Origin of the sequence: Frankia sp. QA3, from assembly GCF_000262465.1 — a bacterium.
Lineage (GTDB): Bacteria > Actinomycetota > Actinomycetes > Frankiales > Frankiaceae > Frankia.
In genome coordinates, this window is sequence record NZ_CM001489.1 from 1,756,352 (window position 1) to 1,782,883 (window position 26,532).

Here is a 26,532-nt window from a genome sequence, read left to right on the forward strand (position 1 = left end):
GGGCCGGGTGGCTCGCGCGGGGCAGGGTCGGCCAAGAACAGGGTCGGTCAGGAGCGGGGGAAGTTGAGCATCGTGCGGGCGTTGGTCTCGGTGATCTTCGCGACCTCGTCGTCGGGGACGTTCGCGAGGACCTCGGCGGCGCGCTTGCGGCTGTTCGGCCAGTTCGAGTCCGAGTGCGGGTAGTCGATCTCCAGCATGATCCGGTCGATGCCGACCTTGTGCCGGTTCTCCAGGCCGAACTCGTCGTCGATGAAGCAGCCCCAGAAGTGCTTGCGGAACAGCTCGGAGGGGCGGGCGTCGAAGTCGATCGGCTGGTAGTAGCGGTGACGCTCCCAGACGAAGTCGGCGCGCTCGAGGATGTAGGGAATCCAGCCGATGCCGCCCTCGGCCAGGGAGAACTGCAGCTTCGGGTGCCGCTGGAGGACCCCGGAGAACAGCAGGTCGGTGGTCGACCACATGAGGTTGGTCGAGAAGATGGTGATGGCGACGGCGAACGGGGCGTCGGGAAGGACGACCTCACCGGGAATGGCGCGGGTGGCGGCGAAGGAGAAGCCGGGGACGTAGCTGCCCGAGCCGAAGTGCAGCGAGATGACCATTCCGGTCTCCTCGCACGCCTCCCACACGGGCTCCCAGGCGGCGTTGTGGAACGACGGCAGTCCCAGCGGGACGGGGCTGTCGGGGAAGGAGATGGTCCGGGCGCCCTTGGCGGCGGTGCGGCGGATCTCCGCGGCGGCGAGCTGCGGGTCCCAGGTGGGCACCAGGGCGAGGGGGATGAAGCGGTCCGGCGCGCTCGCGCACCATTCGTCGATGTGGAAGTCGTTCCACGCCTGCACGCACAGCAGCGCGAGGTCCTTGTCCGGCGCCCGCTGGAACACGCCGCCGCCGAAGCCGGGGAAGGACGGGAAGCACAGGGCGGCCTGGATGCCGTCGAGGTCCATGTCCTTGACCCGGGCGACCGGGTCGTAACAGCCGGGGATCATCTCCTCGTAGCGGACCGGGTCGATGCCCCACTGCTCCGGCGGGCGGCCGGCGACCGCGTTGAGCCCGACGGTCGGGAAGACCGAACCGTCGTAGTGCCAGACGTGCTTGCCGTTGAGTTCCTGGATGCGCGGGCCCTGCTCGCGCAGCGCCGCCGGCAGCCGGTCCTGCCAGACGCGCGGATGCTCGATGAGGTGGTCGTCCACCGAGACGATCTGATGATGATCCTGCAGCGGCATGAGACGCGCTCCCTCGTCGGTGTTGCGGTTTGGCGCGAGGCAGCGTACCCAATGTTGACGCACCCGTCACCTGATTGTTGGCCGCTGGTGAGGTGATTGCTCAGGGCATCCGAGTGCCGACGTGCCGTGCTTGCAGGACGTTTGCCGTTAGTGAGCGAGGGGGGCGGCACGGCGGCTCGATCGGCCGCCCGATCCGGTGGTCCGTCGGGGCCGTCGTTGGCGCAAGTGTCAACTACGTTGTGTTTTCGCTGGTCGTCCGTGCCGTGGGGCCGCCGCCGGGACGTCGCTCGCACACCGTAGAATGATGTTCCACGCGCCGTGCCCGGCCGCCCGCGTGCGCCGACGAAGGGAACGTCGATGGCGAGTCCGCTGCGCTACCTCGACGATCCCGTCGCCCTGGCGCGCGAACGCCAGGCGTTCATCGCCGCGGCCCTGGACCTGCTCGCCGCGACCGACACGGTCGATCTCCAGGTGAGCCGGATCGTGGCGCGCGCCGGGCGGCACAACGCCGCCTTCTACCGGGTGTTCGGGTCGAAGGACGGGCTGACCCTGGCCGTGGTCGAGGAGGCGACGCGGCGCACGGCCGTGGTGGTGGAGCGCCGCGTCGCCGCCGCCGGACCGCCCGTCGAGGCGGTGCGCACCTGGGCGGTGGCACTGCTGTCACTGGCGCGGGGGGAGGCGGCGCGGGCGATCCGCGCCCTCGCGCTGGACCGCTACCGCCTGCTGCACCGCTTCCCCCAGGCCGAGGCCACGCTCACCCTCCCGCTGCGCCAGCCCCTGGCCCGGACGTTGCGACGAGCCGAGCTGCCGCGGGCGGAGCTGCTCGCCGACGCCGCGTTCGAGCTGGTCCTGAGCCGCCAGGCGGCCTGGATCGCCCTCGATCACCAGCCCGACGCCGACGAGGTGGCCGCCTACGCGGAGCTGGTCCTGGACCTCGTCGGGCTGTCCCAGCCCGCCGGCTCCCGGTAGCCGGGGAAAGCAGGGGCGCTCCGGGGCCCGCAGCCCCGGAGCGCCCGTCTCACCTGCGTGTCCCGCCCTGGCGGCGGGCGGTATCCGTCAGCGCGCGCCGAGCTTGAAGATCCCGGTGGTGTCGAGGCTACGGAAGTCCGTCAGCGTGCCCTCCTTGTCGGCGTCCGCGATGAACCCGGTGGTGGAGCAGATGTTCGGCGAGACCGAGTTGGCCTTGCCGTTGCACTGGAAGGTGGCGCCGCCGCCGAGCGGGTAGGCGGTCGGCGGCATGGTGCGCAGCGCCGTGGCGATGGCCGCGGAGGAGACGTCCGTGCCGGGCACCGAGTTCACGCCCCGCACCAGCCCCAGCATGCCCTGGTAGCCGCTCATGCTGATGGCGTCGAACTTCAGGTCCTTGCCGTAGGTGTCGATCACGGCGTTGAACAGCTTGAACTCGGGCGTGGACGGGTCGACGTTGCCCTGGGCGATGATGTCGACGCCGGCGAAGCCGCCGGGGATCGACGCGCCGTGGTCGGCACCGATGCAGCGGTCCAGGGCGGTGATTGGAGTGGTGATGCCGAGCGCCTTGATCGCCTTGATGGCGCTGGCGCAGAACGTCGGGTCACCGATCACGTGGTACATCGCCGGCTTGTTCTTCTGCGCGGTCTGAACCTGCGGGGTCATGTCGGCGGTGCCCGGCGGGATCGCGATCACCTCGGCCTTGACCCCGGCGTTGGCGAAGAACGGCGGGATGAGCTGCTTCGCCGGCTCGCTGGCCGCGGGCACGTCGATGACGAACACGGCGGCGCTGGTCAGCTTCTTGTCGCGGGCGAAGGCGGCCGGTGTGCCGAACGAGGCCAGCGGGTTGCCCCAGATGAACACGTTCTTCGTCGACAGGGTGGCCTGGGTCGCCACGAGGTTCAGGGACACCGGGATCCCCGCCGGCGAGACGATCTTCAGCCAGGGATCGGTCTGCCCGGGGCTGCCGGCCGCGGCCACGGCGACCTTCTCCCGCAGGAACTGGTTCCCACAGGCCTGCGCGTTGGCCGGGATGGACTTGTCCTCGCAGGGGACGAGCTCGATCTTGTGACCGCGCAGTCCGCCGAGGTGGGCGTTGGCGTAGTCGACGACGGCCTGGGCGGCCCGGATCTCGCCGGAGGTGTCGACGGCCTGGGTCCGGCCGGTGCTGACCCAGCCGACCTTGACCGGGGTGCCGGTGGCGGCCTTGGCGGGGCCGAGCAGGCTGCTGTCGGCCTTCGCCGCACCGCCGGTGCTGCCACCGCCGCCGCTGCTGCCGCCGCAGGCCGCCACGCCGGTGGCGACCGCCACGGCGAGCGCCACGGCCGACAGTCCGGCGCGGGCATGCCCGCCCGATCGGGACAGGTGCCCGCGGGGGCGGGTCGGACACTCGCGCCGAAGCGGTAATCGTGACCTGGAGATATGCACGCTGGAACTCCTCATGATGAGCGGGAATGCCCGGGGGCCGACCCGGGTGGTGATGGAGCTGGGCCCCGCGACGTCCGACGAGTTCGTCCGCCGGTCGGTCGAGATCGTCAGACGGTCTGGTTCGTCGGGTCGAGGGGCTCGTGGGCGACGCGGCGGGTGGGTTCGTCGAACCTCCGACGCTTCTCCCGGCCGGCGGGCAGCGTGGTCCGCGTGAGGACGGCCTCCTCCGCGGGATCTGGTGGCGGCATCCGGACGGCGCCCGGCCGGCGGCCGGTTGACGTCCGGCCGCGATTGTGGCTTGGGTCACGTTGGGTTGTCAATCGATCGTTGTGATCATTGCTTTGGGCGGCCGGGCGGCACGCGTGCCAGGATGGGAACGCCGTTCCCTCCCGGTGTGGGCGGGAACGGCGGCAGGAGTGGAACCGTCCCGGGAGGAGAGGCAGACAGTGGACCTTGGCATTCGCGACCGGGTGGCGCTCGTCGTCGGCGGCAGCAAGGGGATCGGGCTCGAGGTGGCGAGGATGCTCGCGGCGGAGGGCGCCCTCGTCGCCGTCGTCGCGCGCACGCAGCGCCACATCGACTCCGCCGTCGAGTCCATCGCGCAGGCCGGTGGCGAGGCGGTCGGGGTGTCCGCGGACATGAGCACCTCCGAGGGCATCGAGTCCGCCGTCGCCGAGGTCACCGAGCGGCTCGGGCCCCCGCTCATCGTGATCACCCAGGCCGACTTCCATGTTCGCGGCTTCTTCGCCGAGATCACCCGGGCGGAGGACTACGTCGACTCCTACCGGACCTACACGCTCAGTCAGGTGCACATGCTGCACGCGGTCCTGCCGGGGATGCAGGAGGCGGGCTTCGGGCGCTACGTGCACATCGGCTCGGCGACCGCCAAGGAGCCGCAGAGCTCCCCGCCGCACACGGTGGCCAACGCCACCCGGCCGTCCACCGTCGGTCTGCTCAAGAGCGTCGCCGACGAGTACGCCCGCCACGGCATCACCATCAACACCATCGCCCCCGGCTGGATCGCCACCAAGACGACGAACTGGTACCTGTCCACGCACGAGGGCCTGACCGAGCCGGACGCGCGCCGCAAGTGGATGATCGAGACGGCGGGGGTGCCGGCCGCCCGGCTCGGCGAGCCCGAGGAGATCGCCTCGTCGATCGTCTACCTGTGCTCGCGCCAGGCCGGCTACCTCACCGGGCACTACATCGCCGTCGACGGGGGCCATCACCGCTCGGCCTTCTGACGAAGCTCGGCCCCCCGTCAGCAGCGACGCCGCTGGCCCAAGGATTGCGGGCCGGGCCGCCCGCTCGGGGCACCGCAGACGCAGCGTGACGTGGGTGCGGAGTGGGTCCTCCGCCTAGCCGCGAACCCGCCGTTTGCCGCCCGTTCCACCGCAGGTCAGGGCATCGCTTGACAGGCTGTGAAGTAAGACACAAGAATCCAATGAGTTTAACTCAATCGGGGGGCCGGCGAGACTCGTCACGCGCCCCGACGGTCCTGTTGAGGCGCGGTGATCCGCGACCTGCGCAGGCATGAGCGCCCCTCCTGCTCTGGGACGATCCTGCGGAGTGACTTTTGAGTCAACACATCGTTTTCCTGCTCCTCGGCCTCGGCAACGGTGCGGTGTTCGGTGCCCTCGCGCTCGCGCTCACCATCACCTACCGAAGCTCGGGGATCATCAACTTCGCGACGGGCAGCATCGCGCTGCTCGCCGCGTACATCTACGCCTACCTGCGCTCCGGCGAGTTGATCATTCTGCTCCCCGGCCTGCCGACGACCGTCGACATCGGCGGTGACTTACCGATGGGTGCCGCACTGCCGATCGCGGTGCTGCTCTCCGCCCTGCTCGGCCTCGGGCTTCACCTGCTGATCTTCCGGCCGCTGCGCAACGCCCCGCCGGTCGCGAAGGCGGTGGCCTCGCTCGGCGTCTCGCTGGTCATCACGGCCCTGATCGCCGCGCGGATGGGTACCACCGCCGTCGCGGTCGACCCGATCTACCCGACCGACCTGTGGAAGGCCGGCTCGATCAACGTCCCGGGCGACCGGGTCTACCTGGCGATCACCGTGCTCGTGCTCGCCGCCGCGGTGTCGCTGGTGTTCGCCCGCACCCGCTTCGGCCTCGCCACCCGCGCGACGGCGTCGAGCGAGAAGGGCGCCTACGTCAGCGGCATCTCCCCGGACCGGGTCGCCGCCGGCAACTGGATGATCTCCTCGGCGGCGGCCGGCCTGGTCGGCATCCTCATCGCGCCGATCGTCCCGCTGATCCCCGTCTCCTACACCCTGTTCATCGTTCCCGCCCTGGCGGCGGCGATCATGGGCCGGTTCCAGCACGTCCTGTGGGCGACGATCGCCGGCATCGTCATCGGTGCCCTCCAGTCCGAGGCCCAGTACCTGCAGAACAGCTACGACTGGCTGCCGTCGTCCGGCCTGCCGGAGCTGGTCCCGCTCGTCCTGATCCTCATCGTCCTCGTGGTGCGCGCGCAGCCGCTGCCCGGCCGTGGAGCGGTCATCACCCGCAACCTCGGCCGTGCTCCTCGACCACACAACGTGGTGCTTCCGACCATCGTTCCGACCGTGCTCGGTGTCGTGGGCCTCATCGCGTTCACCGGCGATCTGCGCGACGGGCTGATCTCCACGTTCGTCTACGCCGTCATCGCGCTGTCGGTCGTGGTCGTCACCGGCTACGCCGGGCAGGTGTCGTTCGCGCAGCTCCCGCTGGCCGGGGTCGCGGCGTTCCTGGTCGGGCCGATCTCCGAGCACCTGCACATCGCCTTCCCCTTCGCGCCGATCGTCGCCGCGCTCGGCGCGACCGTCGTCGGCGTGGTGATCGGCCTGCCCGCGCTGCGCATCCGTGGGCTGACGGTCGCGGTGGTGACTTTCGCGCTGGCGTTCGCGCTGGAAGCGCTGTGGTTCCGCAACCTCGACTTCGTCGGCTCCTCCGGCGCGGCGGTGCCCACCCCGGAGATCTTCGGGTGGGACCTCGGCGTCGGCAGCGGCTCGGACTTCCCCCGGGTGACGTTCGGGGTGGTCTGCCTGCTCGTGCTCGTGCTCGTCGGGCTCGGCGTCGCCTGGCTGCGCACCAGCACGCTGGGATCGCAGATGCTCGCCGTGCGCGCCAACGAGCGCTCCGCCGCCGCGGCCGGCGTCAACGTGGTGCGGGTCAAGCTCGCCGCGTTCGCGCTGGGGGCGTTCATCGCCGGCATCGGCGGGGCGCTGCTGGCCTACAAGTTCGGCAACGTCACCAACGACCCGTTCACCGCCATCATCGGGCTGACCTTCTTCGGCACGGTCTACCTGGCGGGCACCACCTCGGTCTCCGGCGGCATCCTCGCCGGGGTCACCGTCGTCAACGGGCTGGTCTACGCCCTCGTCGACAAGGTCGTCTCCACCGGGGTCTGGTACGAGGCGGTGGCGGCGCTGCTGCTGATCCTCACCGTCATCCTCAACCCCGAGGGCATCGTCGGCCCCGCCCACCAGGTGCTCGAACGCCGCCGCTCGCGGGCTGGGGGCGCCCGTCCCGACGCGCTCGTCGCGCCCGAGGACGCCGTCGTCGCGCAGGCCGGCGAGATCGTCGCCGACGCCGCGGCGGCGACCTCGGTGCCGGCGGTTGCCTTCGGCGACGGGGACGAGCCCGTGCTGACCGTGCGCGATCTCACCGTCCGCTACGGCGGTGTGCTCGCCGTCGACAACCTGTCCCTGTCCGTGCCGCCGGGGCGGATCGTCGGCCTCATCGGCCCGAACGGCGCCGGCAAGACGACGGCGATCGACGCGATCAGCGGGTTCGCCCGGGCCACCGGCAGCGTGGCGCTCGCCGAGCAGGACCTGTCGGTGCTGCGCCCGCACGAGCGGGTCCGCGCCGGGCTCGGCCGGACCTTCCAGGCCATCGAGCTCTACGAGGACCTCAGCGTCCGGGAGAACGTCAGCGTCGGGCTGACCGCGGGCGCCTCGCGTCGCGAGGCAGGCAGCTCCCGTTCCGACGAGGTCGCGGCGACCCTCGCCCTGCTGCGGCTCACCGCGGTCGCGGACCGTCCCGCCGGTGAGCTCTCCCAGGGCCAGCGCCAGCTCGTCTCCATCGCCCGGGCGCTCGTCGGGCGGCCCCGCGTGCTGCTGCTCGACGAACCCGCGGGCGGCCTCGACACGGTCGAGAGCCACTGGCTCGGCCAGCGGCTGCGCGACATCCGCGCCAGCGGCGTCACGATCCTCATGGTCGAACACGACATGAGCCTCGTGCTCAGCCTCTGCGACGAGATCCACGTGCTCGACTTCGGCAAGGTCATCGCGCACGGCACCCCGGCGGACATCCGGAGCCATCCCGCGGTCGCCCAGGCCTATCTCGGCAGCACCCACGCGGAGGAGGTGTCGGCATGACCGCGACGAACGAGCCGACCGCGACGAAGGACGCGGCGGCGACCGGCAAGCCGGCAGCGGCGACTGAGCCGGCAGTGACGACTGAGCCGGCAGCGACGACTGAGCCGGCAGTGACGACTGAGCCGGCAGCGGTGACCGAGCCGGCAGTGACGACCGAGCCGGCCCTGGTGAAGGAGCCGGCCGCGTCGGACCCGGTGACGGGCGCCGGCACGTCCGCTCCCGCCACCACCCCTGGCGCCGCGGCCGTCAGCGCCGCGCCCGCTCCCGGTACCGCCGCGGCCGCCGGTGGGGACGGGGCGGGCGCCGCCACGCCGCTGCTGGACGTGCGCGGGCTGGAGGCCGGCTACGGCGCGGTGCGAGTGGTCCGCTCGTTGGACCTGACCGCCGACGGCGGGACCGTGCTGGGCGTTCTCGGCCCGAACGGCTCCGGCAAGACCACGATGATGATGACCCTCGCCGGGCTGCTGCCGCGGCTGGGCGGCGAGGTGCTGGTGGACGGCACGCCCGTGCCCGGGGGACGGCCGGCGGCGGCGAACCGGGCCGGCATCGTGCTCGTCCCCGACGACCGGGCGCTGTTCCCCGATCTCGACGTCCGGGAGAACCTCGTCGTGGCGCGGCGTTCCGGCGGTTACAGCCTGGACGACGTCGTGGAACTGTTCCCGAGCCTGGGCAAGCGGCTGGGCGTTGCGGCGGGTGCGCTGTCCGGCGGGGAGCAGCAGATGCTCGCCGTCGCCCGCGCGCTCGTCCAGAAGCCGCGCGTGCTGCTCATCGACGAGATGAGCATGGGCCTCGCGCCGGTGATCGTCGAGGGGCTGCTGCCCGTGGTCCGCCGGATCGCCGACGAGACCGGGGCCGTCGTCATCCTCGTCGAGCAGCACGTCCAGCTCGCGCTGGAGGTCGCCGACCAGGCCGTCGTGCTCGTCCACGGCGAGGTCGTCCGCAGCGGCCCGGCCGCCGACCTCGCCGCCGACCGCTCGGGCCTCGAGGCCGCCTACCTGGGAGCCGAGGCGGGCGCCTCCGCCTGACCCCCGCATTCTTTCTGGCCCGCATCCCGCACCAACGCCCGGTCCGTGAGCCGTATGGGCCACGGACCGGGCGTCCTTTGTAGCGAACAGAGAACTAGGGAGCACTGACGTGCGCTTGTTACCGCTTCGTTCGTCGACGGCCGGCCGGTTGCCCGCGCGGCCGCGTACCCGCACCGCGCTGACCGGCGTTCTGCTCGCCACCTCGCTGGTGGCCGCCGCCTGCGGTTCCAGTGGCAGTGGCGGTGGCGACAAGGGCGGGTCGACGAAGGCCGACTCGGCCCTGCTCGGCCCGGCCAAGGCCGCCACGGGTACCCCGGTGAAAATCGGCTGGGTCGGCACCGGCCGTACCCAGGCGGTGGACGCCTCGGCGGAGGAGAGGTCGGCGCAGGCCGTCGTCGACTACGCCAACGCCCACCTCGGCGGACTGCGCGGGCATCCAATCCAACTCGTCGCCTGTGAGGACAAATCCGTCCCCGCGGACGCCCAGGCGTGCGGCAACACGTTCGTCCGGGAAAAGGTCTCCGCCGTGGCCGGCGGCAGCCCGGGGCAGGCCGACCCCTGGATCAAGATCGTTTCTCCCGCCGGGATTCCGACGGTGCTGAACCTCGTCGCGACGCAGGTCGCCCTGACGACGAAGAACGTGTTCCTGCTCGGCAACCCGCTCGGGCCGTTCGGGACCGCCGCGGCGTACGCGCGCGAGGCGAAGCTGTCCAGCGCGGTCGTGCTCGTCATCGACGTGCCCGCGGCCAGCGGACCGGCCAAGGCCCTGTCGCCGATCTTCTTCGCCAATGCGGGAAGCAAGGCCAAGGTCATCGCGATCCCGCCGGGTACCGCGGACATGACCCCGCAGATCCAGTCCGCGCAGAAGGACAAGCCCGCGCAGTACCACGTCACGGGTGACCCGACCTTCTGCGCCAGCGCGATCAAGGCGATCAAGGCCCTCGGCATCAAGGCGACGATCACCGCGCTGGACCGCTGCGTCGGCTCGGACAAGGGCGCCTCGATCCCCGGTGGCTTCGAGGGCGTGAAGATCATGGGGCAGGCCAACCAGGACCCGACCACCGCCGAGTACAAGCTGTACTCGGCGGTGATCGACGCCTACGGCAAGGGGCTGAAGATCAACGACTCGTACACCGTCAGTGGTTTCCAGGGCATGCTCGGCCTCATCCGTGTGGTCAACTCCGTCGCGGGTACCGACGTGACCCCGGCGGCGATCACGAAGGCCGTCCAGACCGCGCAGCCCACCGCCTACCCGCTCGGCGGCGGAGCGACCTTCCAGTGCAACGGCAAGGCGAGCCCGGTGTCGGCGAACATCTGCTCGACGACCGGTTTCGTCGCCGACGCCTCGAAGACCGCGGAGCTGTCGAACTTCCGCACCATCGACGCCACCGGCATCTACAAGCTCGGCGCGAACTGACCCGTTCGTGAGCTGACCGCCGAGGGCGTGGGCCGCGTGACCCGCGGTTCACGCCCTCAGGCGAGCAGGTCGAGGGCAGCGGCGTTGCGGCCGCCCCCGTCGAGGTAGGCGGCACCGGCCCGCAGATGGCGCCGCCACAACGCCTGCGCGCCGGCGGCGTCCCGTTCCTCGACCAGATCGACCAGGGCGTGATGCGCCCGGACGGTCGCCCGCTCGGTGTCGGCCTGCACCGACGTCCCGAGGTCGCTCTCGACCGCGGACCAGGTGGAGCGGTCGACGATCTCCCTGAGCATGCCGATGAGCAGCTCGAGGGTGTCGTTGCCCGCCAACCGGACGACGAGGGCGTGGAAGTCGTTGTGCAGCCGGACCGTCTCGGCCGGATCGGCACCGTGGCGCTCCAGCGCCGCGCGCAGCAGGCTCAGGTCGGCGCGGGTGCGCCGGCGCGCCAGCAGCCCCGCGACCGGCGGCTCCAGGTACAGCCTCGCCTCCCACACGTCGGCGACGGTCGTGCCGCGATGCTCCAGCACCAGCCCGGCGTAGCGGGCCGCGACCTGCGGGCTCGGCGTCTGCACCCGCGCCCCGCCGCCCGCGCCGCGGCGCACCGTGATCAGCGACTCCGCCTCCAGGATGCGCAACGCCTCCCGCAGCGTCGGCCGGGACACCCCGTACTGCGCGACGAGCAGTGCCTCCGTCGGCAGCGCCTGCCCCTCGACCAGCTCGCCGCGCACGATGCGCTGGCGCAGGTCGGCCGAGACCAGCTCGGCCATCTTCGGCACCCGCATCCGCTGCCCCACGACGCCGACCCCACCAGCGCCGACCCCACCAGCGCCGACCCCACCAGCGCCGACCCCACCAGCGTTGCCGGCGACACCCGCGCCCGCGTCCGGCTCGGCTGCTGGCATGCGCGTCTCCTTCGTGGGGCGGATCTCCACGCTACCGGCCCGGTGCGCACCGGACCGGTACATCGACCTTCAGGTCACCGGGTCGGGGGGCGGCGGGGAAGTGATGGCCGTGTGGCGGTGACGGCCTGGGTGGGTCTGAGCGGGGGCCGACGCAGGCCGGCGGCCGGCTCGGGCGCGGTGCCCGGTTCCGCGGAACACCACGACCGCCAGGGCTGGGGTCGGAGACAGGTCGGATCGGCGTCCAGCACCACCAGACCCTGTCCGCCGCCGACGTCGGGATCGCGGGTGACGTCGAGGACGTGCATGCTCTCCACGCCGGACAACGCATCGGTCCGAGCCCACCACGACACGCCAGGACCACACTGACAGTGACGCACGCGAGGACTCCTCTCGATTCAGCCGCCTGGTCATGCTGATCTTGGAAGGCCTTGCTCCGTCTCGCCCTCGCGCCACGCCGTGGCCCCGGACGCCGCGAGACGGCTCACCCAGGCTCCTCTACGAGAGCCGAAGAATTCGGCCCCGCCACGCCGCGGTGGCGGCGCACCTCCACGAGCGCGATGGCGACCTGGCGATGGCGGCACGGCTGTACGCCGAGGCGGCCCACCAGGCACCCAACCTCGCCGAGCGCGACCACCTGACGCGCCAGGCCGCCCGGCTCAACGCCCGCCGGTGTCGTTGACGGGGCGCGCTCGGATTTGCCCGCGGGACGTGGCGCGGCCCCGTGGCCAGAGCGGTCGCCTCCCAATGAGTAGGCGGGTCGAGACCAGCTGCACGACGCGTTGCCGGCGGGGGAAGTCGCAGGTCAGCGGGGCATGCCGAGGACGCGTTCGGCGAGGATGTTGCGCATGATCTCGGTGGTGCCGCCGGCGATCGTCGCCGAGCGCGACATCAGGTACTCCCGCTGCGCGCGGTACCCGGTCGCCTCGGCGACGCCGGCGAGGCCGAGCGCGGCGAGGTGCGTCTCGCCCTGGTGCTGCATGGCCCGCGACCACAGCAGCTTGATCACCGAGTGCTCGGCGCCGGGGGCGCCGCCCTCGGCGATGCGGCCGAGCGCGCGGCTGCCGAGCAGGCCGACGAGGCGGGCCTCGACGAGCCGGTCGGTGAGCTCCAGGCGGGTCTGCTCGTCCAGGCCATGGCCGGACAGCGCCGCCACCAGGTCGTCGACGGACTGCTCCAGCCCGGCGGCGAGCTCGATGACCCCCGCCCGCTCGAAGCCGAGCGTGGTCATCGTGACCGTCCAGCCGGCGTGCAGCGGGCCGAGCAGCGCGCTGCGCGGGACGCGGACGGAGTCGTAGAACACCTCGGCGAAGCCGCTCTCGCCGGTGATCATCGTGATCGGGCGGCGGGTGATGCCGGGCAGGTCGAGCGGCACGAGCAGCGCGGAGATGCCGCGGTGCGGGGCTGCGTCCGGATCGGTGCGGGCCAGCAGCAGGCAGTGGGTCGCCTCCATGCCCTCCGACGTCCACACCTTCTGCCCGGTGATGACGAACTCGGCGTCGTCGCCGTCGCCGACCAGCTCCGCCCGGGTCCGCAGCGAGGCGAGGTCGCTGCCCGAGCCCGGCTCGGAGAAGCCCTGGCACCAGATCTCGGTGCCGGCCTGGATCGCCGGCAGGTGCGCCTTCTGCGCAGGCGTGCCGTAGCGCATGAGCGTCGGGGCGACGTTGTTCAGCCCGAGGACGCCGCCGAGCGGCTGCGGGGCCCGGTGGATCGCCATGACCCGGTCGCAGGCGACCTGGTCGACGATGCCGAGTCCGCGCCCACCATGCTCAACCGGCCACTGCGGGGCGACCCAGCCGACCGAGTGCAGCGCCTGCTGCCAGGCCATCCGGGCGGCGAACGACACCTCGTCGCCCCAGCGCTCGCGGTAGGCGGGCAGCAGGGCGGCGACGTGCCCGGCGAGCTCCGCGGCCGGCCCGGAGTCGGGCACGGTCAGCGCCGGACGCGCGCGGGCGATGTGGTGGGTCGGGTCGAGGCGGGCGCGGTGTGCCGCGGCGCCGCCGAGCAGCGGCGCGGTGGCCGCGGCGCGGCGCAGGTACAGGTGGACCTCGTGCTCCCAGGTGAAGCCGATCCCGCCGAGGACCTGCAGGTACTCGTTGGACACCACGTGGGCGGCGCGGCCGGCGGCGAGCAGGGCCAGCGCCAGGGCGTCGTCGAGCTCGGCCGGGTCGGCCGCGGCGTCGTCGAGGCGGGCGGCGAGGTGGCGGGTGGCCGCGCGGGCCTGCTCGACCTCGGCGAGCATCTCGGCGCAGCGGTGCTTGATGGCCTGGAAGGAGCCGATCGGCCGGCCGAACTGATGGCGGTCGCCCGCGTAGCCGACTGCGCCGGTCAGGCAGTGCCCGGCGAGGCCGGTGAGCTCGGCGGCCAGCGCCAGCGCAGCGGTGGCCTGGCCGCGGCGCACCGCCGCGATCGCCTCGGCGCCCGACGCCAGCACGGTGCCAGGGGTTTCGCGCAGGGCCAGTGTGCCGAGCGGCCGAGTCGGGTCGACGCCGGCGACCCGGGTCAGGTCGAACCCGGCGGCGCCGGCGTCGACCGCGACCAGCAGGGAGCCGCCCGGTGCCTCGGCGAGGACCAGCACGTGGGCGGCCTCCGGGGACAGCACGGCCGAGACCTCGCCGGTGAGGGTCACCTGCGTGTCGGTCGTCGACGCCGCGGCCGCGCGCACCGAGCCGGGCGCGCCCCACAGATCCTCGTGCGCGGTCCAGGCGAAGGTCGCCACCGTCCCCTCGGCGACGGCGCCGAGCAGCGCGGACGCCGCCGCACCGGGCAGCGCCTGCAGGGTCCCCAACGCTGCGGCGGCGCCGACGCTCGGTACCGGCGCGAGCACCGCCCCGACCGCCTCCAGGGCGACGGCGAGATCGACCCAGCGGCCGCCCCCGCCGCCCTGCTCCTCGGCCAGCGGCAGACCCGCCAGCCCCACCTCGGCCAGCGCCGCCCACACCGGCAGCTCCGAGACCTGGGCCGGGTCGGCGATCTGCTTGTGCCGCTCGTCGGCGGGCCAGTGGCGGGCGAGCTGGCCGACCACCGCCTCGGTGAGCGCGGCCTGATCCTCGGTGTCGGCGACCCCGACCTGGTCGATCACTGCTGAATACCTCGTGGGGCTCGGCGGGAGGCGCCGTGGGCGCCCCGCGGGGGTGACAAAGCAGTTACGTGCGACGGTGGGCCGGGCGTGCGTCGCCGCGGCCCACCGTGCTCGCTCAGCTGGTGGCGCCGTTTTCCTTGAACTCGATGATCTTCTCCCAGTCGTACCCGAGCTCGAGGAGGATCTCCTCGGTGTGCTGGCCGTGCTCGGGGGCGGCGGTGAGGTCGAGGTGCTTCTCGTCGAACTGCACCGGGCTCGCCGCGACGGAGAACGTGTTGCCGTTGCCGTCGGTGATCTTCGGCAGGTAGCCGTTGGCCTGGACCTGCGGGTCCTGATGCAGCTCGGGGGCGGTGCGCACGGGGTCCCAGACGCCGTCGAAGTCGGCCAGGACCTTCTCCCAGTGCGACAGCGGCGCCGACTCGAAGGTTGCCCGCAGCTCGGCGATGCACTCGCGCCGGTTGGCGAAGCGGACCTTCGCGTCGCTGTACCGGGGGTCGTCGATGAGGTCCGTGCGGCCGAGGCGGGTGCAGAAGTCCGCCCAGAAGCGGTCGGCCTGCAGCAGCACGACCGCGAGGAACCGTCCGTCGCCGGTGCGGTAGAGGTTCGCGACCGGGTTGGGCATTTCCGCCAGGTCGAACTTCGGGATCGGGGCGCCGGTGACGCCCGCCCCGACGATGTCCGGGGCGAGCTGCCAGATCGCGGCGGCCAGCAGGGACACGTCGACGATCGACGGCTCGCCGCTGCGCTCGCGGCGGAACAGCGCCGCGGCGATGCCGCCCGCGAGCGCGAAGCCGCCGTAGGTGTCACCGAAGGCGGGCCGCTGCGGCGCCGGCCAGTCGCCCTCGTGCGGGATGAGCGAGTCGCCGATGCCGCCACGCGACCAGTAGGCGGCCATGTCGTACCCGCCGCGGCCGGCCTGCTCGCCGCGCGAGCCGTAGCCGTGGCCGCGGGCGTAGATGACCTTCGGGTTCCAGGCGCGGATGTCGTCGACGTCGATGCCGGCGCGCGCCCGGGAGTCGGGCAGCAGGTTCGTCACGAACACGTCCGACTGCGCGACCAGCTTCTGCAGGATCTCGCGGCCGGACTCGCTGCCGATGTCCAGGCCGAGGCTGCGCTTGCCTCGGTTGGGCTGCTCGATGAAGTGGTTGACGCTACCGGCGCCGGCGACGATGCCGGAGCTGATCAGGCCGCGCTGCGGGTCACCCGTGACCGGGTGCTCGATCTTGACGACGTCGGCGCCCCAGTCGGCGAGCACGGCGCCCGCGGACGGGACGAACGTCCACGTCGCCACCTCGACGACCCGCACGCCAGCCAGGATGTCCTGCTTCATCGAATACCCCGCCTCATCCGCTCCGGTCTCCTACAACAGTTCGATACCCACACGGTCGGGGCTTCTCGGTCCGACTCGCCGCGAAGGCGACGCAGCCGTCCGGATGCCGCCCCCGGGGCATGCTACTCATCGCGCCGGTCGGCCCCACCGGTCGAGCATCCTGCATGTTGACATGACCGTCAAACGTCGCTCCAATGACGGTGGCGAGGCCAACGGCGGCCTCCCGAGGAGGTGGGCGCGCGATGGCAACGGACGTTCCCGACTACCGTGACCAGGGAAGAGCCCGCGCATCGTCCGCCGCTGAGCGGCTCGGCGGGCGATCGCCCGCCAAATCTGTCGGTCCCGTCAACATCGGCGTTCCCGTGAGCATCTTCGGTCCCGTCGACAGCGCCGGTCCTGCCAGCAGCGCCGCTCCTGCCAGCAGCGCCGGTCGCGGCGCCGTCGGCCCGCGGGAGGCCCGCCGATGAGCGCGCTGGCGGGCGGGCCGGCCACGGCCGGCGACGAGTCCGCCATCCGCCGGGTGCTGCTGGAGTACTGCCGCGGCATCGATCGGCTCGACCTCGAACTGGTCCGCGGCTGCTACTGGCCGGAGGCGACCGACCGGCACGGGCCGTTCACCGGCACCCGTGACGAGTTCATCGACTGGGTCGGTCCGCTGCTGGGCCGCCAGACCATGACCATGCACCATCTCGGCAACGTCCTGGTCGACATCCCCGCCGGCCACGACGTCGCCGACGCCCACGTCGCCGTCGCCGAGAGCTACGGCGTCGCCTACCACGCGGGCGAACCCGCGGGCGACCTGCGGTGGAACTACGCCGCCGGCTTCCGCTACGTCGACCGGTTCGAACGCCGCGACGGGCGCTGGCGCATCGCCGACCGGATCACCGCCATCGAGTGGGTCCGGCCCTGGGACGCCGACCGCGCCCGGATCGCCGCGTTCGGCGAGCACCTGCCGCGGCGCGACCGTACCGACCCGCTCTACTCCACGCTGCAGGCGGCGGCCGTCCGGGAATCGGCGTGAGGCTGGCGGAGACGGTCGCCCTGGTCACCGGTGCCGGGCAGGGCGTCGGACGCGGCGTGGCCCTGGCGCTGGCCGCCGAGGGCGCGGCGGTCGCGGTCGTCGGGCGGACGCTCGCGAAGTGCGAGGCGGTGGCGGCCGAGATCGTCGACCGGGGTGGGCGGGCGATCGCGGTGCAGGCCGATGCGGCACGCCGCGCCGACGTGGACGCCGCCGTGGCCGCGGTGCGCGCCGGTCTCGGCCCGGTGACGAGCCTGGTCAACGTCGCGCAGACCACCCGCTACGGGTCGATCCGCCGGCTCACCGAGGACGACCTGGACGCCGTCTGGCAGTCGGGCCCGGTCGGGTCGCTGCGGTTCATGCAGGCCTGCTTCGACGACCTGCGGGCCGCCCGCGGCAGCGTCGTCAACTTCGGCTCGGGCAGCGGGCTGACCGCCCGTCCCGCGATGGGCGCCTACGCGGCGGTGAAGGAGGCGCTGCGGACGATGAGCCGCGTCGCCGCCGCCGAGTGGGGCCGCTACGGCATCCGGGTCAACGTCGTCTGCCCGCTGGCCGGCTCGCCCGGCTTCGACAGCTGGACCGCCGACCTGCCCGACGCCGCGGCGAGCCTCGCCGCCCAGGTGCCGCTGGGCCGGCTCGGCGACGCCGAGGCCGATGTCGGCCGCGCCGTGGTGTTCCTCGTCGGCCCGGACGCCCAGTACATCACCGGCACGACGCTCATGGTCGACGGCGGCTATGACTACCTCCGGTGAGCCGGCCGGCAGCGCCGACGCCCACGGTCCGTTAGCCGGCGGTCCGTTAGCCGGCGGTCCGTTGGCCGGCGAGGTCGCGCTGGTCACGGGGGCGGGTTCGGGGATCGGTGCGGCCAGCGCCCGCCGGCTCGCCGCCGAGGGCGCGGCGGTCGCCGTCACCGACATCGCCGGCGCGTCGGCGCAGCGGGTCCGCGACGAGATCGTCGCGGCCGGCCGGCGGGCGGTCGCGTTCGCCCTCGACGTCGCCGACGAGGCCGCCGTGCGCGACTGCGTCGAACGGGTCGCAGCCGAGCTCGGCCCGATCGGCGTACTGCACAACAACGCCGCCGCGACCGCGCTGTCCGGCGGCGGCGGCGACGCCGAGGTGCTGACCATGTCGGCGGAGCTCTGGGACGAGACGATGGCCGTCAACGTGCGCGGACCCATGCTGCTGGCGCGCGCCGTGCTGCCCGCGATGATCGCCGCCGGCCGCGGGTCGATCGTCAACACCTCGTCGGGCGCCGCCGCGGCCGCCGAGCACCTGCGCCCGGCCTACGGCGCGTCGAAGGCGGCGCTGGAATCGCTGACCCGCAGCATCGCCACCCGCTACGGCCCGGCCGGGGTGCGGTGCAACGCCATCGCCCCCGGACTCGTCCTGACCGACACCGTGCGCGGGCCCGGCCGCGGGCTGCGCCGGATGCGCGCGGCGTTCGCCGCGCACACCCCGTCCCCGCTGGGCACGCCCGACGAGGTCGCCCGGGTCGTGGCGTTCCTCGCCTCCGACGCCGCCCGCTACGTCAACGGGGTCGTGCTGCGCGTCGACGGCGGCATGGGCGCCGCCCAGCCCTACCTCGCCGACCTGCTCGGCCGCCACGCCGCGGTCGAGGACGCCCCGACCGTGCTTTCCTGAGGAGTCTCCATGAAGTGGGGCATCGTCTTCGCCAGCACCGGGTTCCCCGACCCCGAGGACGCCGTGGCGCTCGCCGTCGCGGCCGAGCAGGCCGGGTTCGAGTCGCTGTGGGCGCCGGAGCACGTCGTGCAGTCCCGCCGCCCCGACGCCACCCCCTACCGCGGCGTCACCAACGGCAGCATGGACCGGCTGTCGCGGCGCGGCGGGATGCCCGACCCGCTGATCTGGCTGACCTACGTCGCCGCCGTGACCACCCGCATCCGTTTCGGCACCGGCGTGCTGATCCTGCCGGAGCACCAGCCGACGGTGCTCGCCAAGACCGCCGCCACCCTCGACCATCTCTCCGGCGGCCGGCTGATGCTCGGCGTCGGCGTCGGCGAGCTGCCCGAGGAGTACGCCGCCGTCGGCATGGAGTTCCGCAACCGGGGCCGGCGGATGGACGAGTACATCGACGCCATGCGGGTGCTGTGGCGCGACGACACGGCGACCTTCGCCGGCGAGTACGTCGCCTTCGACCAGGTCGAGTGCCGGCCGTGGCCGGTGCGCCGGGCGATCCCGCTGTTCGTCGGCGGGGCGTCACAGGCGGCGATCCGCCGTGCGGCGAGGCGCGGCGACGGCTACTTCCCGTTCGTCTTCCCCGGCCAGGACCCGCTCGTCGAGCTGCCGAGGCTGCTCGCCCGGGTCCGCGAGGAGACCAGGGCGGTCGGGCGCGACCCCGACGCCATGGAGTTCACCGCGGGCGGCGCCCGCAACGTCGAGGAGGCGAAGGTGTACGCCGACTTCGGCGTCCACCGGCTCACCGTCGCCGTGCGCGGGCGCACCATCGCCGAGATGCGCGACGACGTCGCCCGCCTCGGCGACGAGCTCATCGCCCCGACGGTCGACCTGTGACCGCCGCCGACGTCTCCGCTCCGTCATCCACCGCGCCGGGGCCGCTGTCGTTCGCGGGGCGCACCGTGGTCGTGACGGGTGCGGGGCGCGGCGTCGGCCGGGCACACGCGCTCGCCTTCGCCGCCCGCGGGGCCGCCGTCGTCGTCAACGACCTGCCCGATCCCGCCGACGGTCAGGACGAGGGGGCTGATGGGGCCGAGGGGACCGAGGGGGCCGAGGCCGTCGTCGCGGAGATCCGTCGGGCCGGGGGCAGGGCCGTCGCGCACCTCGGCGACGTCGCCGCGCCGGGGGTCGCCGAAGCGCTGGTCGAGCGCGCGTTCGGCGAGTTCGGCCGGGTGGACGTCGTCGTGGCCAACGCCGGTATCGACCGGATCGTGCGGCTGCGCGAGGTCACCGCCGACGTGCTCACCGAGTTCTTCCGGGTACATGTGCTGGGCACCTGGGCGCTGTGTTCCGCCGTCTGGCCGCATCTGGCGGAGCAGGGTTACGGCCGGATTGTGACGACGACGTCGGCGGCGGGCTACTTCGGTCTGGCCGCCGCGCTGCCGTACACGGTCGCGAAGGGCGCCCTGCACGGTCTGACCCAGACCCTCGCTCTGGAAGGGGCCCGGCGGGGCATCACCGTCAACGCGGTCGCGCCGTTCGCGGCGTCGCGGCTGGCCGCCGACCGGACCCGGTCGCGTCCCGAGATGTACGAGGCGATCGAGCGGGTCGCGCCGCCGGCGTCGGTGGCCGCGGTGGCGCTGTGGCTCGCGCACGAGTCGACGACCGTCACCGGGATGGCCTTCGAGGCCGGCGTCGACGCGGTCGGTCGGATCGCGGTCGCCACCGGCGACGTGCTCACCGTCGACGGCGCGCTGACCCCCGAGGACGTCCGCGCCGGCGCGGCCCTGCTGACCGGCGGGGAGGTGACCGTCCCCGACCTCGGCGCCGCCGACCGCCCCCTGACCCGCCGCCTCACCGAACGCGCCGCCGCAACCGCGACCGACCGTCCTGCCTAACGAAGACACCACCGTGCAGACCGGCCTCGCGGACTATGCGGCGGAAGCCGCCAGCCTCGCCCGCCTCAACTTCAACATTGACCCTCCCCGGGGCTCCGACCTGGGCCTTATGGATCTTCGCGGTGCCGACCTCGTCAACGCAGTGCTATGGAATGCGAATCTCGTATTCACCCGGCTCGACGGATCCATTCTCCGAGGTGCAGACCTTTTCGACGCAAAACTCGGACACCACCACCGCAATCCGATGAAGAGACACGGAGCCTACCTCGTCGGCGCCGACCTCACCGACGCCCGCCTCTGGAGCGCGAATCTTTGTCACGTAAATCTGAGAGGGGCCGACCTTACCCGCACCGAGCTCGGCCACGCTGACCTACGAGGGGCAGACCTGACGGACGCCGAACTGCGGGGAGCAAAGCTTGACCACGCTCGCGGGCTGACTCAGACGCAGATCGATTCGGCACGTGGAGACGACGACCTTGCTGCCACCCGGGCTTACCCGACCGTCGTCATGGACCGCCTGAAGCACCCTCTCATCCGACGGGGACCGACCCACCGTGCCCGACGACGTGTTCCCGACACAGCGACAGCGATGCACTCGTGGTCGCACACCGCGACGCGACTCCCTGCCACCGACCGCCGCCTCGGCGGCACGGCCCAGCCCGACACACCCGAGAGAGCGCGGACGAAGGACATGCATCGTCACACTAAGTCACGTCCTTCGGCAAAGCGGAGCCCAGTCTTCAGTTCGGTTAAGCCTGCGTTCGCTGCCCCATGCTGCGCGTCGACCCCCGCCAACGGGCACGTCTCGAGCAGATCATCCGCAACCTCGGCGACCGCATCGACGAGGCCACGGCCAACGGCTGGCGAGGCGAAGTCGAGGGGCTCAAGATCAGCGCGGAAGCCCGCGGTATCGCAGCTACGCGATCTCGACGTTGCGCGGCGGCGTCGGCAAGTCGACCCTGAGCTTCAACCTCGCCTACGAACTCGCCGGCAAGCGCTCGCTGCTAGTGGCCGACCTCTGTGCACAGTGCAACATGACCGAGACCCTGATGCCGGATGAGTCACCAGAGATCGACATCATTCAGGCGCTGCAGCCCGTGCTCCTCGGCCCAGCGTTCGGACGCGCACCGTCGACATTGACCTACAAGGTCTCGAGGTACTGCGACGCCTTCCATGGACAGAAGGACTGCCGACTGATCCCCGGATCGGCCGAGATGTTCGCCTTCCCCTCCACGCTCTACCAGCAGCTGCAGATTGCCAACGCCCAGGGCCGACCCCAAGTGGTCAACTCACTCCTGGAGTCACTCAAGACGGTGCTGGACGACGAGGCCAACAACATCGGCGCAGAGGGCATCCTCATGGACACCAGCCCTTTCTACGCCGGCGGCACCCATCTAGTACTCCAACCCGGCTTTTGTGATCAGTTGAGTTGTAGTTTCACGGTCTGGCGGTGGTAGTGACAGTGTTTGGCGAGGAGTTGTCGGTGGCGCCGCCACCAGGACCAGGCCAGTAGGAAGGCTTTCGTCACGGAAGGTCGTCGCATGGCTACCTCGACGAACAGGTGGCGGACCTCGTTGACGGTCAGCGGGATCAGACCCTCGGCTGGCTCGATCTTGCGAGCACGGGCCGTCGTCACGGCGAGGAACGCGTAGGCCAGCATCGCGATCATGGTCCAGCGATGCCAGGGGGTCCAGCGCCTGACCTGGTGTTCGTCGAGCGCCGCGAGTTCTTTGCACGACTGAAAATCATCTTCGACGGACCAACGGATACCAGCTACCCGCACCAACGTGCGCAACGCGACGCTGGTCGGACTCTGGGCTCGATAGAACGCGTACGCGCCGTCATCGATACTGCGACGGATCATCAGGTAGCAGTGGCCAGGCAGATCGCCGTCGGTCACACCGATGATCGCCCAGTCGTAGAGCCGCTCGCCTTTGGCGCCTTGACCTGCGGAAATACGGTTCCAGGCATTGTCGGGCAGGGTGACGGCGAGGTCGATCGCCTTCTTCGGCCCGGCCTTCGTCGTGACGATGTCACTCTTCGCGACGGCGAGGACAGAGCCGATCCCGCGACGGGCGAGCGCGGCCCGCAGTGCCGGGTTCGCCCCATAGACCTCGTCTCCGGTGACCCAGCGTGCCTGGACGCCGGCATCGACCGTCTTCTCGATCATCCTCTGGGCGAGCGCGGGCTTTGTCGCGAACGCGAGATCTTCGGGTGCGCCGGCGGCCTCGCGTCGCGCCGGGTCGTCCATCCACGACCTCGGCATGTACAAAGCGTTATCTATAAGGGCGTGCCCGATCGGGGATGCGTAGGTCAGATAGACCGCGACCTGCGAGTTCTCAATTCTCCCGGCGGTTCCGGTGTACTGCCGTTGAACACCGATGGTAGCCGTTCCCTTCTTCAGGTCTCCCGTCTCATCGATGACGAGCACGCCTTCGGGGTGGCCGAGCGTCTCGGTGACGTAGTCACGAAGATCGCTACGAAGGCCGTCGTCGTCCCAGACGGCCTTCGACAGGAAGTGCTGCATCGGTCCCTGTCCTCACCCATGCGTTGCGCGAGTGTCCAACAGGTAACCCTTTGTAGGTCGCTCATCATGCCGCGCAGGAAGCGGCGCATCCGCTGCCGGGACTCGACCCGGGGAAACCGGCGATCAAGTCGAGCCGCGAAGGCCTCGAAACCGGCGCTCCATCCGTCCGGGTCTACGCTGGGACACGGAGCCATCGGTTGATCTTTGCGAGTCCTCACAAACCGCCATGATCGCCGATGGCTTCCTCATGCCCCGACTCGCGCCGGAGCGCGCCAGCCCGGCCGCCCACCGTCAGCCCACAGCCCACCATGATCACAAAAGTCGGGTTGGAGTACTATATTGGACCCCGACTCTGATCCAGTCGCCACGCCTTACACGCCCTATCGACCCGCGTCGTGCGCTGTAACGCTGCTCGACCCTAACGCGACACCCCGCCCACAGGCACCAAGTCGCGATCCGAGCCGTTCGGGCGGCCGCATCGACCGCCTCGTCTACCTCCTCCACGAATGTCAACACGCCGTCTGGCCAGGGAAAACGGTGTTTAGCCATAAACGTTGGAAAAGCCGACGTCAGGCTGCTAGCTTCTAGTCGATGGGGTACAAGACGATGGCGGGATCCAGTCCTGCCCGCAGGGGAACCCGGTAGATGGCGAACCCGCGAGACAGCAAGGATAGTAGCGGCGACGCGACGTCGCTCCGCTCGGAGCAGGAAACCGTTATCCTGTCGACTCCAGTCGAGCTACCTGGCCCGAAATCTGACCTGGCATCTGGCGGATTGTCACAGGAGCTTGCGGCTGAGACTGCCGGCGGCGAGCCGCCGACCAACACCCTGCCGTCGCCGGCAGCGGGCATTGTCCGGCATGGCCCTGGGGTTCCGGCCATCCTATCGGGTGGCCGACGGGGCCGGACTGCCGAGCACATCTGGGGCGGGGGCACGCCGCCAGCGCATTCGGTACGGCGGCTGGGCGGCTGGGCCATCACCTCGATCCTGATCGTGGCCTCCGGCATTGTCCTGTTCCTGCGGTTCCACCATGTGCCGCTTCACGTGACCGGTGCCGCGATCACTGTGCAGAAGGCGGCTGGTTGCCGGGCTGAAGTGGCCGGGCGGGTCACGACCAATGGTGCCGCCGGCACCATCACGTACCGGTGGCAGTTCAAGCCAGGCGGACAGCAGGCTACAACGCTGCACCAGACCATCGCTCACGGGCAGCACGCCGCGGATCTGGTCATCACCCTCGAGGTCAGTGGTCATGGCTCCTCGGCTCAGACTGCGGTCCTAGAGGTCCTCAGTCCCGATCCGCGAACTGCGTCGATCCCGGTCGTGCTCACGTGCTGACCGAACAACGGGCCGGCAGCACAACGGACAGCGAGTCGTGGGCGTACGATTGCCCGTCTGCCGCATCGATGTGACCTAACCGGACGGCCCGGCGAGCCGTCCGGCGCATATCAGAAGGGGCCCCGATGGCCGCGTGGACTATTCCCGGCTACACCGAGATCGAAGAAATTGGTTCAGGCGGGTTCGGTGAGGTCGTCCTCGCCCGGCATGATGCGACCGGCATGCCCGTCGCAATCAAGTATCTGCGCGCCAACCTGTGCAGCGACCCGATGTTCATACAGATGTTCCGTGATGAGGCGACCGCGCTGGCCTCGATCGAGGATCCGAACGTGGTCCGGCTTTACGAGTACGTCGAATCCGCGGTTGGTGCCGGGATCGTCATGGAACTGGTCGACGGGGTCTCGCTGCGCGAGATCCTTGTCCATCAGGGAGCCACGACGGTCGAGGCCGCCCTGGTAGTGCTTGAGGGTTCCTTGCTGGGCCTGGCCGCGGCGCATCAGCGCGGCGTGGTGCACCGTGACTACAAGCCCGAAAACGTGCTGGTCGACGGTGAGGGCACAAGCAAGCTGACCGATTTTGGTATCGCCGCACGCACCGGCGAGCGGCCACTTCCCGCAGGCACTCTGCGGTATGCTGCCCCCGAGCAGCTTGCCGGTGCCCCTGCAAGCCCGGCCGGGGATGTCTACGCGGCCACGGCAACCTTCTATGAGTGCGTCACCGGCCGTCCGCCGTTCAGCGGCACGCGGGAGGAACTTCTCCGCCAGCACAACTCCGAGCCCGTGCCCCTCGAGCTGCTACCCGAACCGTTGCGACCTCTAATAGCCACCGGAATGGCCAAAGAGCTCAGGAGCCGGCCCGCGGACGCAGCCAGTCTGGTCGCAGATCTGCAATCTATCGCGTCACGCGCCTACGGCCAGAGCTGGCGGCGTCGCGGACGGTCGCATCTGAGTGAGGCCGCGCTGCTCCTGGCAGCGCTGTGGCCGATGGGCGCCGCGGCCGCCCAGCAGGGCACCGCAATGGGTTTCATCCAGTTACGTCAACTCGAAGATCAGCCAGGCTTTCGCCAGCGCTGGGCGTCGCGTCCGTTGCGGGCTGCCATAGCGGTCGCCGGAATCGCGGTCATCGCTGCCATCACTACCCTGGCCGTCCCCGCGCCGCGGGCTGAAACCGCGGACGCCATGCCATCCACCGCGGATCTGACCGCGTTTGTGCCGCCCACGCCGAAAATTCAGGTAACCGTCTCCACTCCTCCCCACACGGAAAAGGCAAAGGAATTTTCTGTAGTATATGGAGGTGGATCGGATGGGACTGCGCAGATAGGCGGCGAGGTCATCAATGCGGTCAACGGCGAGGTCGTCACGCTATATGCTCAGCACTTTCCCTTCGCTGCCCCGCCGACTCCAGCCGCTTCGGTCGACCTAAGCCCCGTCGGCACGATTGCCAGGTATACCTTTCGTGTGACGCCGATCGTATTGACCCGTTACTCGGTGAAGGTGTTTCGCAGCAGGATCGCGACAACGCCGCTGGTAAGTTCGCCAATCAGTGTCATCTACGTGATCCCGAACTACTCCGGGTCGTTCGTGCCTACCTGTGCGGGCACGCAGTGTCAGGCCGCGTGGTCAGTGACAATCTCCGTTCCGCCCTCGGCACTGAAAACGGAGATGTCCAGTACTGTCTACACGTATTTCGCTCTCAATTACGAAGGTTTTTCCCCGTCGTCGCCCTCCAGAGTACTTTCCCTAGGGGCCGGTAATCCTGTCATCGGCGCCCCGCGGCAGATCTCTGCCGACAAATACACCTTAACTATAAAATTCTCGTATCCGAATGATCCAAATTCTATTTCCGTATTGGCCAGCGTCTGCAAGAAGCCCCTTTATCTGAAGGATGGCATCGGGTCCCCCGGCGGGTCTGACTGCGGCAGCCGGACCATGTCGTACGGGTAGATATAAGGTCACACACAACAGTTGGTCATGCTTGGCTGGTGTGGAGCTGGCTAATTGATCCCCGCAGTCCTGGACAGGGTCTCGGTAAAGTTGCTGGTTAGCAAGCAAGCTTTATGATTGTCTCTAGTACTCCAACCCGACTTTTGTGATCATGGTGGGCTGTGGGCTGACGGTGGGCGGCCGGGCTGGCGCGCTCCGGCGCGAGTCGGGGCATGAGGAAGCCATCGGCGATCATGGCGGTTTGTGAGGACTCGCAAAGATCAACCGATGGCTCCGTGTCCCAGCGTAGACCCGGACGGATGGAGCGCCGGTTTCGAGGCCTTCGCGGCTCGACTTGATCGCCGGTTTCCCCGGGTCGAGTCCCGGCAGCGGATGCGCCGCTTCCTGCGCGGCATGATGAGCGACCTACAAAGGGTTACCTGTTGGACACTCGCGCAACGCAT

The 26,532-nt window shown here is 70.9% G+C and carries 18 protein-coding genes and 4 pseudogenes; 15 read left to right on the forward strand and 7 right to left on the reverse strand.

The annotated features are described in order from the left end of the window. Positions 1–47: 47 nt before the first annotated feature. Positions 48–1,217 carry an amidohydrolase family protein gene (locus FRAQA3DRAFT_RS06915; RefSeq protein WP_009738352.1) on the reverse strand — a complete coding sequence of 390 codons (1,170 nt, stop codon included), beginning with the start codon at positions 1,215–1,217 and terminating at the stop codon, positions 48–50. A 357-nt stretch (positions 1,218–1,574) separates the two neighbouring features. On the opposite strand from FRAQA3DRAFT_RS06915, the gene FRAQA3DRAFT_RS06920 reads away from it, so the two are divergent. Continuing rightward, the gene (locus FRAQA3DRAFT_RS06920; protein ID WP_009738353.1) at positions 1,575–2,186 is read left to right on the forward strand and encodes a TetR family transcriptional regulator; all 612 of its coding nucleotides are present in this window, start codon (positions 1,575–1,577) and stop codon (positions 2,184–2,186) included. An 87-nt stretch (positions 2,187–2,273) separates the two neighbouring features. On the opposite strand, the gene FRAQA3DRAFT_RS06925 is transcribed toward FRAQA3DRAFT_RS06920, so the two are convergent. Next, on the reverse strand, positions 2,274–3,611 hold the full coding sequence (locus FRAQA3DRAFT_RS06925) for an ABC transporter substrate-binding protein (protein WP_009738354.1): 1,338 nt from the start codon (positions 3,609–3,611) through the stop codon (positions 2,274–2,276). A 446-nt stretch (positions 3,612–4,057) separates the two neighbouring features. Between FRAQA3DRAFT_RS06925 and FRAQA3DRAFT_RS06930 the strand changes: the two genes are divergently transcribed. Together FRAQA3DRAFT_RS06930 and FRAQA3DRAFT_RS06935 are read left to right on the forward strand one after the other, a co-directional pair. Next, on the forward strand, positions 4,058–4,855 hold the full coding sequence (locus FRAQA3DRAFT_RS06930) for an SDR family oxidoreductase (RefSeq protein ID WP_009738355.1): 798 nt from the start codon (positions 4,058–4,060) through the stop codon (positions 4,853–4,855). A gap of 332 nt (positions 4,856–5,187) precedes the next feature. After that, positions 5,188–7,980 (forward strand): branched-chain amino acid ABC transporter permease/ATP-binding protein, encoded by a 2,793-nt coding sequence (locus tag FRAQA3DRAFT_RS06935; protein WP_009738356.1) that lies wholly within the window; start codon positions 5,188–5,190, stop codon positions 7,978–7,980. A gap of 49 nt (positions 7,981–8,029) precedes the next feature. Here FRAQA3DRAFT_RS06935 and FRAQA3DRAFT_RS38460 read toward each other — a convergent pair. Then, positions 8,030–8,149: pseudogene (locus FRAQA3DRAFT_RS38460) on the reverse strand (hypothetical protein); the annotation flags it as partial. A 145-nt stretch (positions 8,150–8,294) separates the two neighbouring features. Here FRAQA3DRAFT_RS38460 and FRAQA3DRAFT_RS06940 point away from each other — a divergent pair. After that, complete coding sequence (locus FRAQA3DRAFT_RS06940; RefSeq protein WP_035922414.1) at positions 8,295–9,005, forward strand: ABC transporter ATP-binding protein; 711 nt, start codon at positions 8,295–8,297, stop codon at positions 9,003–9,005. Positions 9,006–9,114: 109 nt separating this feature from the next. Beyond that, positions 9,115–10,422, forward strand: a complete 1,308-nt coding sequence (locus FRAQA3DRAFT_RS06945) for an ABC transporter substrate-binding protein (RefSeq protein ID WP_009738358.1) — start codon at positions 9,115–9,117, stop codon at positions 10,420–10,422. 56 nt (positions 10,423–10,478) lie between these two features. On the opposite strand, the gene FRAQA3DRAFT_RS06950 is transcribed toward FRAQA3DRAFT_RS06945, so the two are convergent. Continuing rightward, complete coding sequence (locus FRAQA3DRAFT_RS06950) at positions 10,479–11,189, reverse strand: FCD domain-containing protein (protein WP_083873727.1); 711 nt, start codon at positions 11,187–11,189, stop codon at positions 10,479–10,481. 652 nt (positions 11,190–11,841) lie between these two features. On the opposite strand from FRAQA3DRAFT_RS06950, the pseudogene FRAQA3DRAFT_RS34660 reads away from it, so the two are divergent. Then, positions 11,842–12,003, forward strand: a pseudogene (locus FRAQA3DRAFT_RS34660) (RNA polymerase subunit sigma-24); the annotation flags it as partial. A 123-nt stretch (positions 12,004–12,126) separates the two neighbouring features. On the opposite strand, the gene FRAQA3DRAFT_RS06960 reads toward FRAQA3DRAFT_RS34660, so the two are convergent. After that, a complete protein-coding gene (locus FRAQA3DRAFT_RS06960) occupies positions 12,127–14,403 on the reverse strand; it encodes an acyl-CoA dehydrogenase (RefSeq protein ID WP_009738361.1) in 2,277 nt (758 codons plus the stop codon). 115 nt (positions 14,404–14,518) lie between these two features. Then, entirely contained in the window at positions 14,519–15,733 is a 1,215-nt protein-coding gene (locus FRAQA3DRAFT_RS06965) for a CaiB/BaiF CoA-transferase family protein (RefSeq protein WP_009738362.1), read from the reverse strand. 463 nt (positions 15,734–16,196) lie between these two features. Between FRAQA3DRAFT_RS06965 and FRAQA3DRAFT_RS06970 the strand changes: the two genes are divergently transcribed. The 7 genes and pseudogenes from FRAQA3DRAFT_RS06970 to FRAQA3DRAFT_RS36815 all read left to right on the forward strand — a co-directional run bounded on the left by FRAQA3DRAFT_RS06970 (position 16,197) and on the right by FRAQA3DRAFT_RS36815 (position 21,741). After that, entirely contained in the window at positions 16,197–16,754 is a 558-nt protein-coding gene (locus FRAQA3DRAFT_RS06970; protein ID WP_009738364.1) for a nuclear transport factor 2 family protein, read from the forward strand. Beyond that, positions 16,751–17,503: an SDR family NAD(P)-dependent oxidoreductase gene (locus FRAQA3DRAFT_RS06975; protein WP_009738365.1), complete on the forward strand. Its 753-nt coding sequence runs from the start codon at positions 16,751–16,753 to the stop codon at positions 17,501–17,503. Before FRAQA3DRAFT_RS06970 ends, FRAQA3DRAFT_RS06975 begins: the two co-directional genes overlap by 4 nt. Next, on the forward strand, positions 17,487–18,392 hold the full coding sequence (locus FRAQA3DRAFT_RS06980; protein ID WP_009738366.1) for an SDR family NAD(P)-dependent oxidoreductase: 906 nt from the start codon (positions 17,487–17,489) through the stop codon (positions 18,390–18,392). The genes FRAQA3DRAFT_RS06975 and FRAQA3DRAFT_RS06980 overlap by 17 nt, the downstream gene beginning before the upstream one ends. 9 nt (positions 18,393–18,401) lie before the next feature. After that, the gene (locus FRAQA3DRAFT_RS06985; RefSeq protein WP_009738367.1) at positions 18,402–19,283 is read left to right on the forward strand and encodes an LLM class F420-dependent oxidoreductase; all 882 of its coding nucleotides are present in this window, start codon (positions 18,402–18,404) and stop codon (positions 19,281–19,283) included. Beyond that, a complete protein-coding gene (locus FRAQA3DRAFT_RS06990; protein WP_009738368.1) occupies positions 19,280–20,284 on the forward strand; it encodes an SDR family NAD(P)-dependent oxidoreductase in 1,005 nt (334 codons plus the stop codon). The genes FRAQA3DRAFT_RS06985 and FRAQA3DRAFT_RS06990 overlap by 4 nt, the downstream gene beginning before the upstream one ends. Positions 20,285–20,393: 109 nt before the next feature. Next, a pseudogene (locus FRAQA3DRAFT_RS38465) lies at positions 20,394–20,663 on the forward strand (pentapeptide repeat-containing protein); the annotation flags it as partial. Between the two features lie 553 nt (positions 20,664–21,216). Continuing rightward, positions 21,217–21,741, forward strand: coding sequence for a ParA family protein (locus FRAQA3DRAFT_RS36815; protein ID WP_051054180.1), 525 nt, complete (start codon positions 21,217–21,219; stop codon positions 21,739–21,741). Here FRAQA3DRAFT_RS36815 and FRAQA3DRAFT_RS07000 read toward each other — a convergent pair. Next, a pseudogene (locus FRAQA3DRAFT_RS07000) lies at positions 21,705–23,005 on the reverse strand (IS701 family transposase). The gene FRAQA3DRAFT_RS36815 and the pseudogene FRAQA3DRAFT_RS07000 overlap by 37 nt on opposite strands. A 451-nt stretch (positions 23,006–23,456) precedes the next feature. Here FRAQA3DRAFT_RS07000 and FRAQA3DRAFT_RS34670 point away from each other — a divergent pair. Together FRAQA3DRAFT_RS34670 and FRAQA3DRAFT_RS31305 are read left to right on the forward strand one after the other, a co-directional pair. Then, positions 23,457–24,146: a hypothetical protein gene (locus FRAQA3DRAFT_RS34670; RefSeq protein WP_009738371.1), complete on the forward strand. Its 690-nt coding sequence runs from the start codon at positions 23,457–23,459 to the stop codon at positions 24,144–24,146. Between the two features lie 125 nt (positions 24,147–24,271). Beyond that, the gene (locus FRAQA3DRAFT_RS31305) at positions 24,272–26,089 is read left to right on the forward strand and encodes a serine/threonine-protein kinase (protein WP_009738372.1); all 1,818 of its coding nucleotides are present in this window, start codon (positions 24,272–24,274) and stop codon (positions 26,087–26,089) included. Positions 26,090–26,532 lie beyond the last annotated feature (443 nt).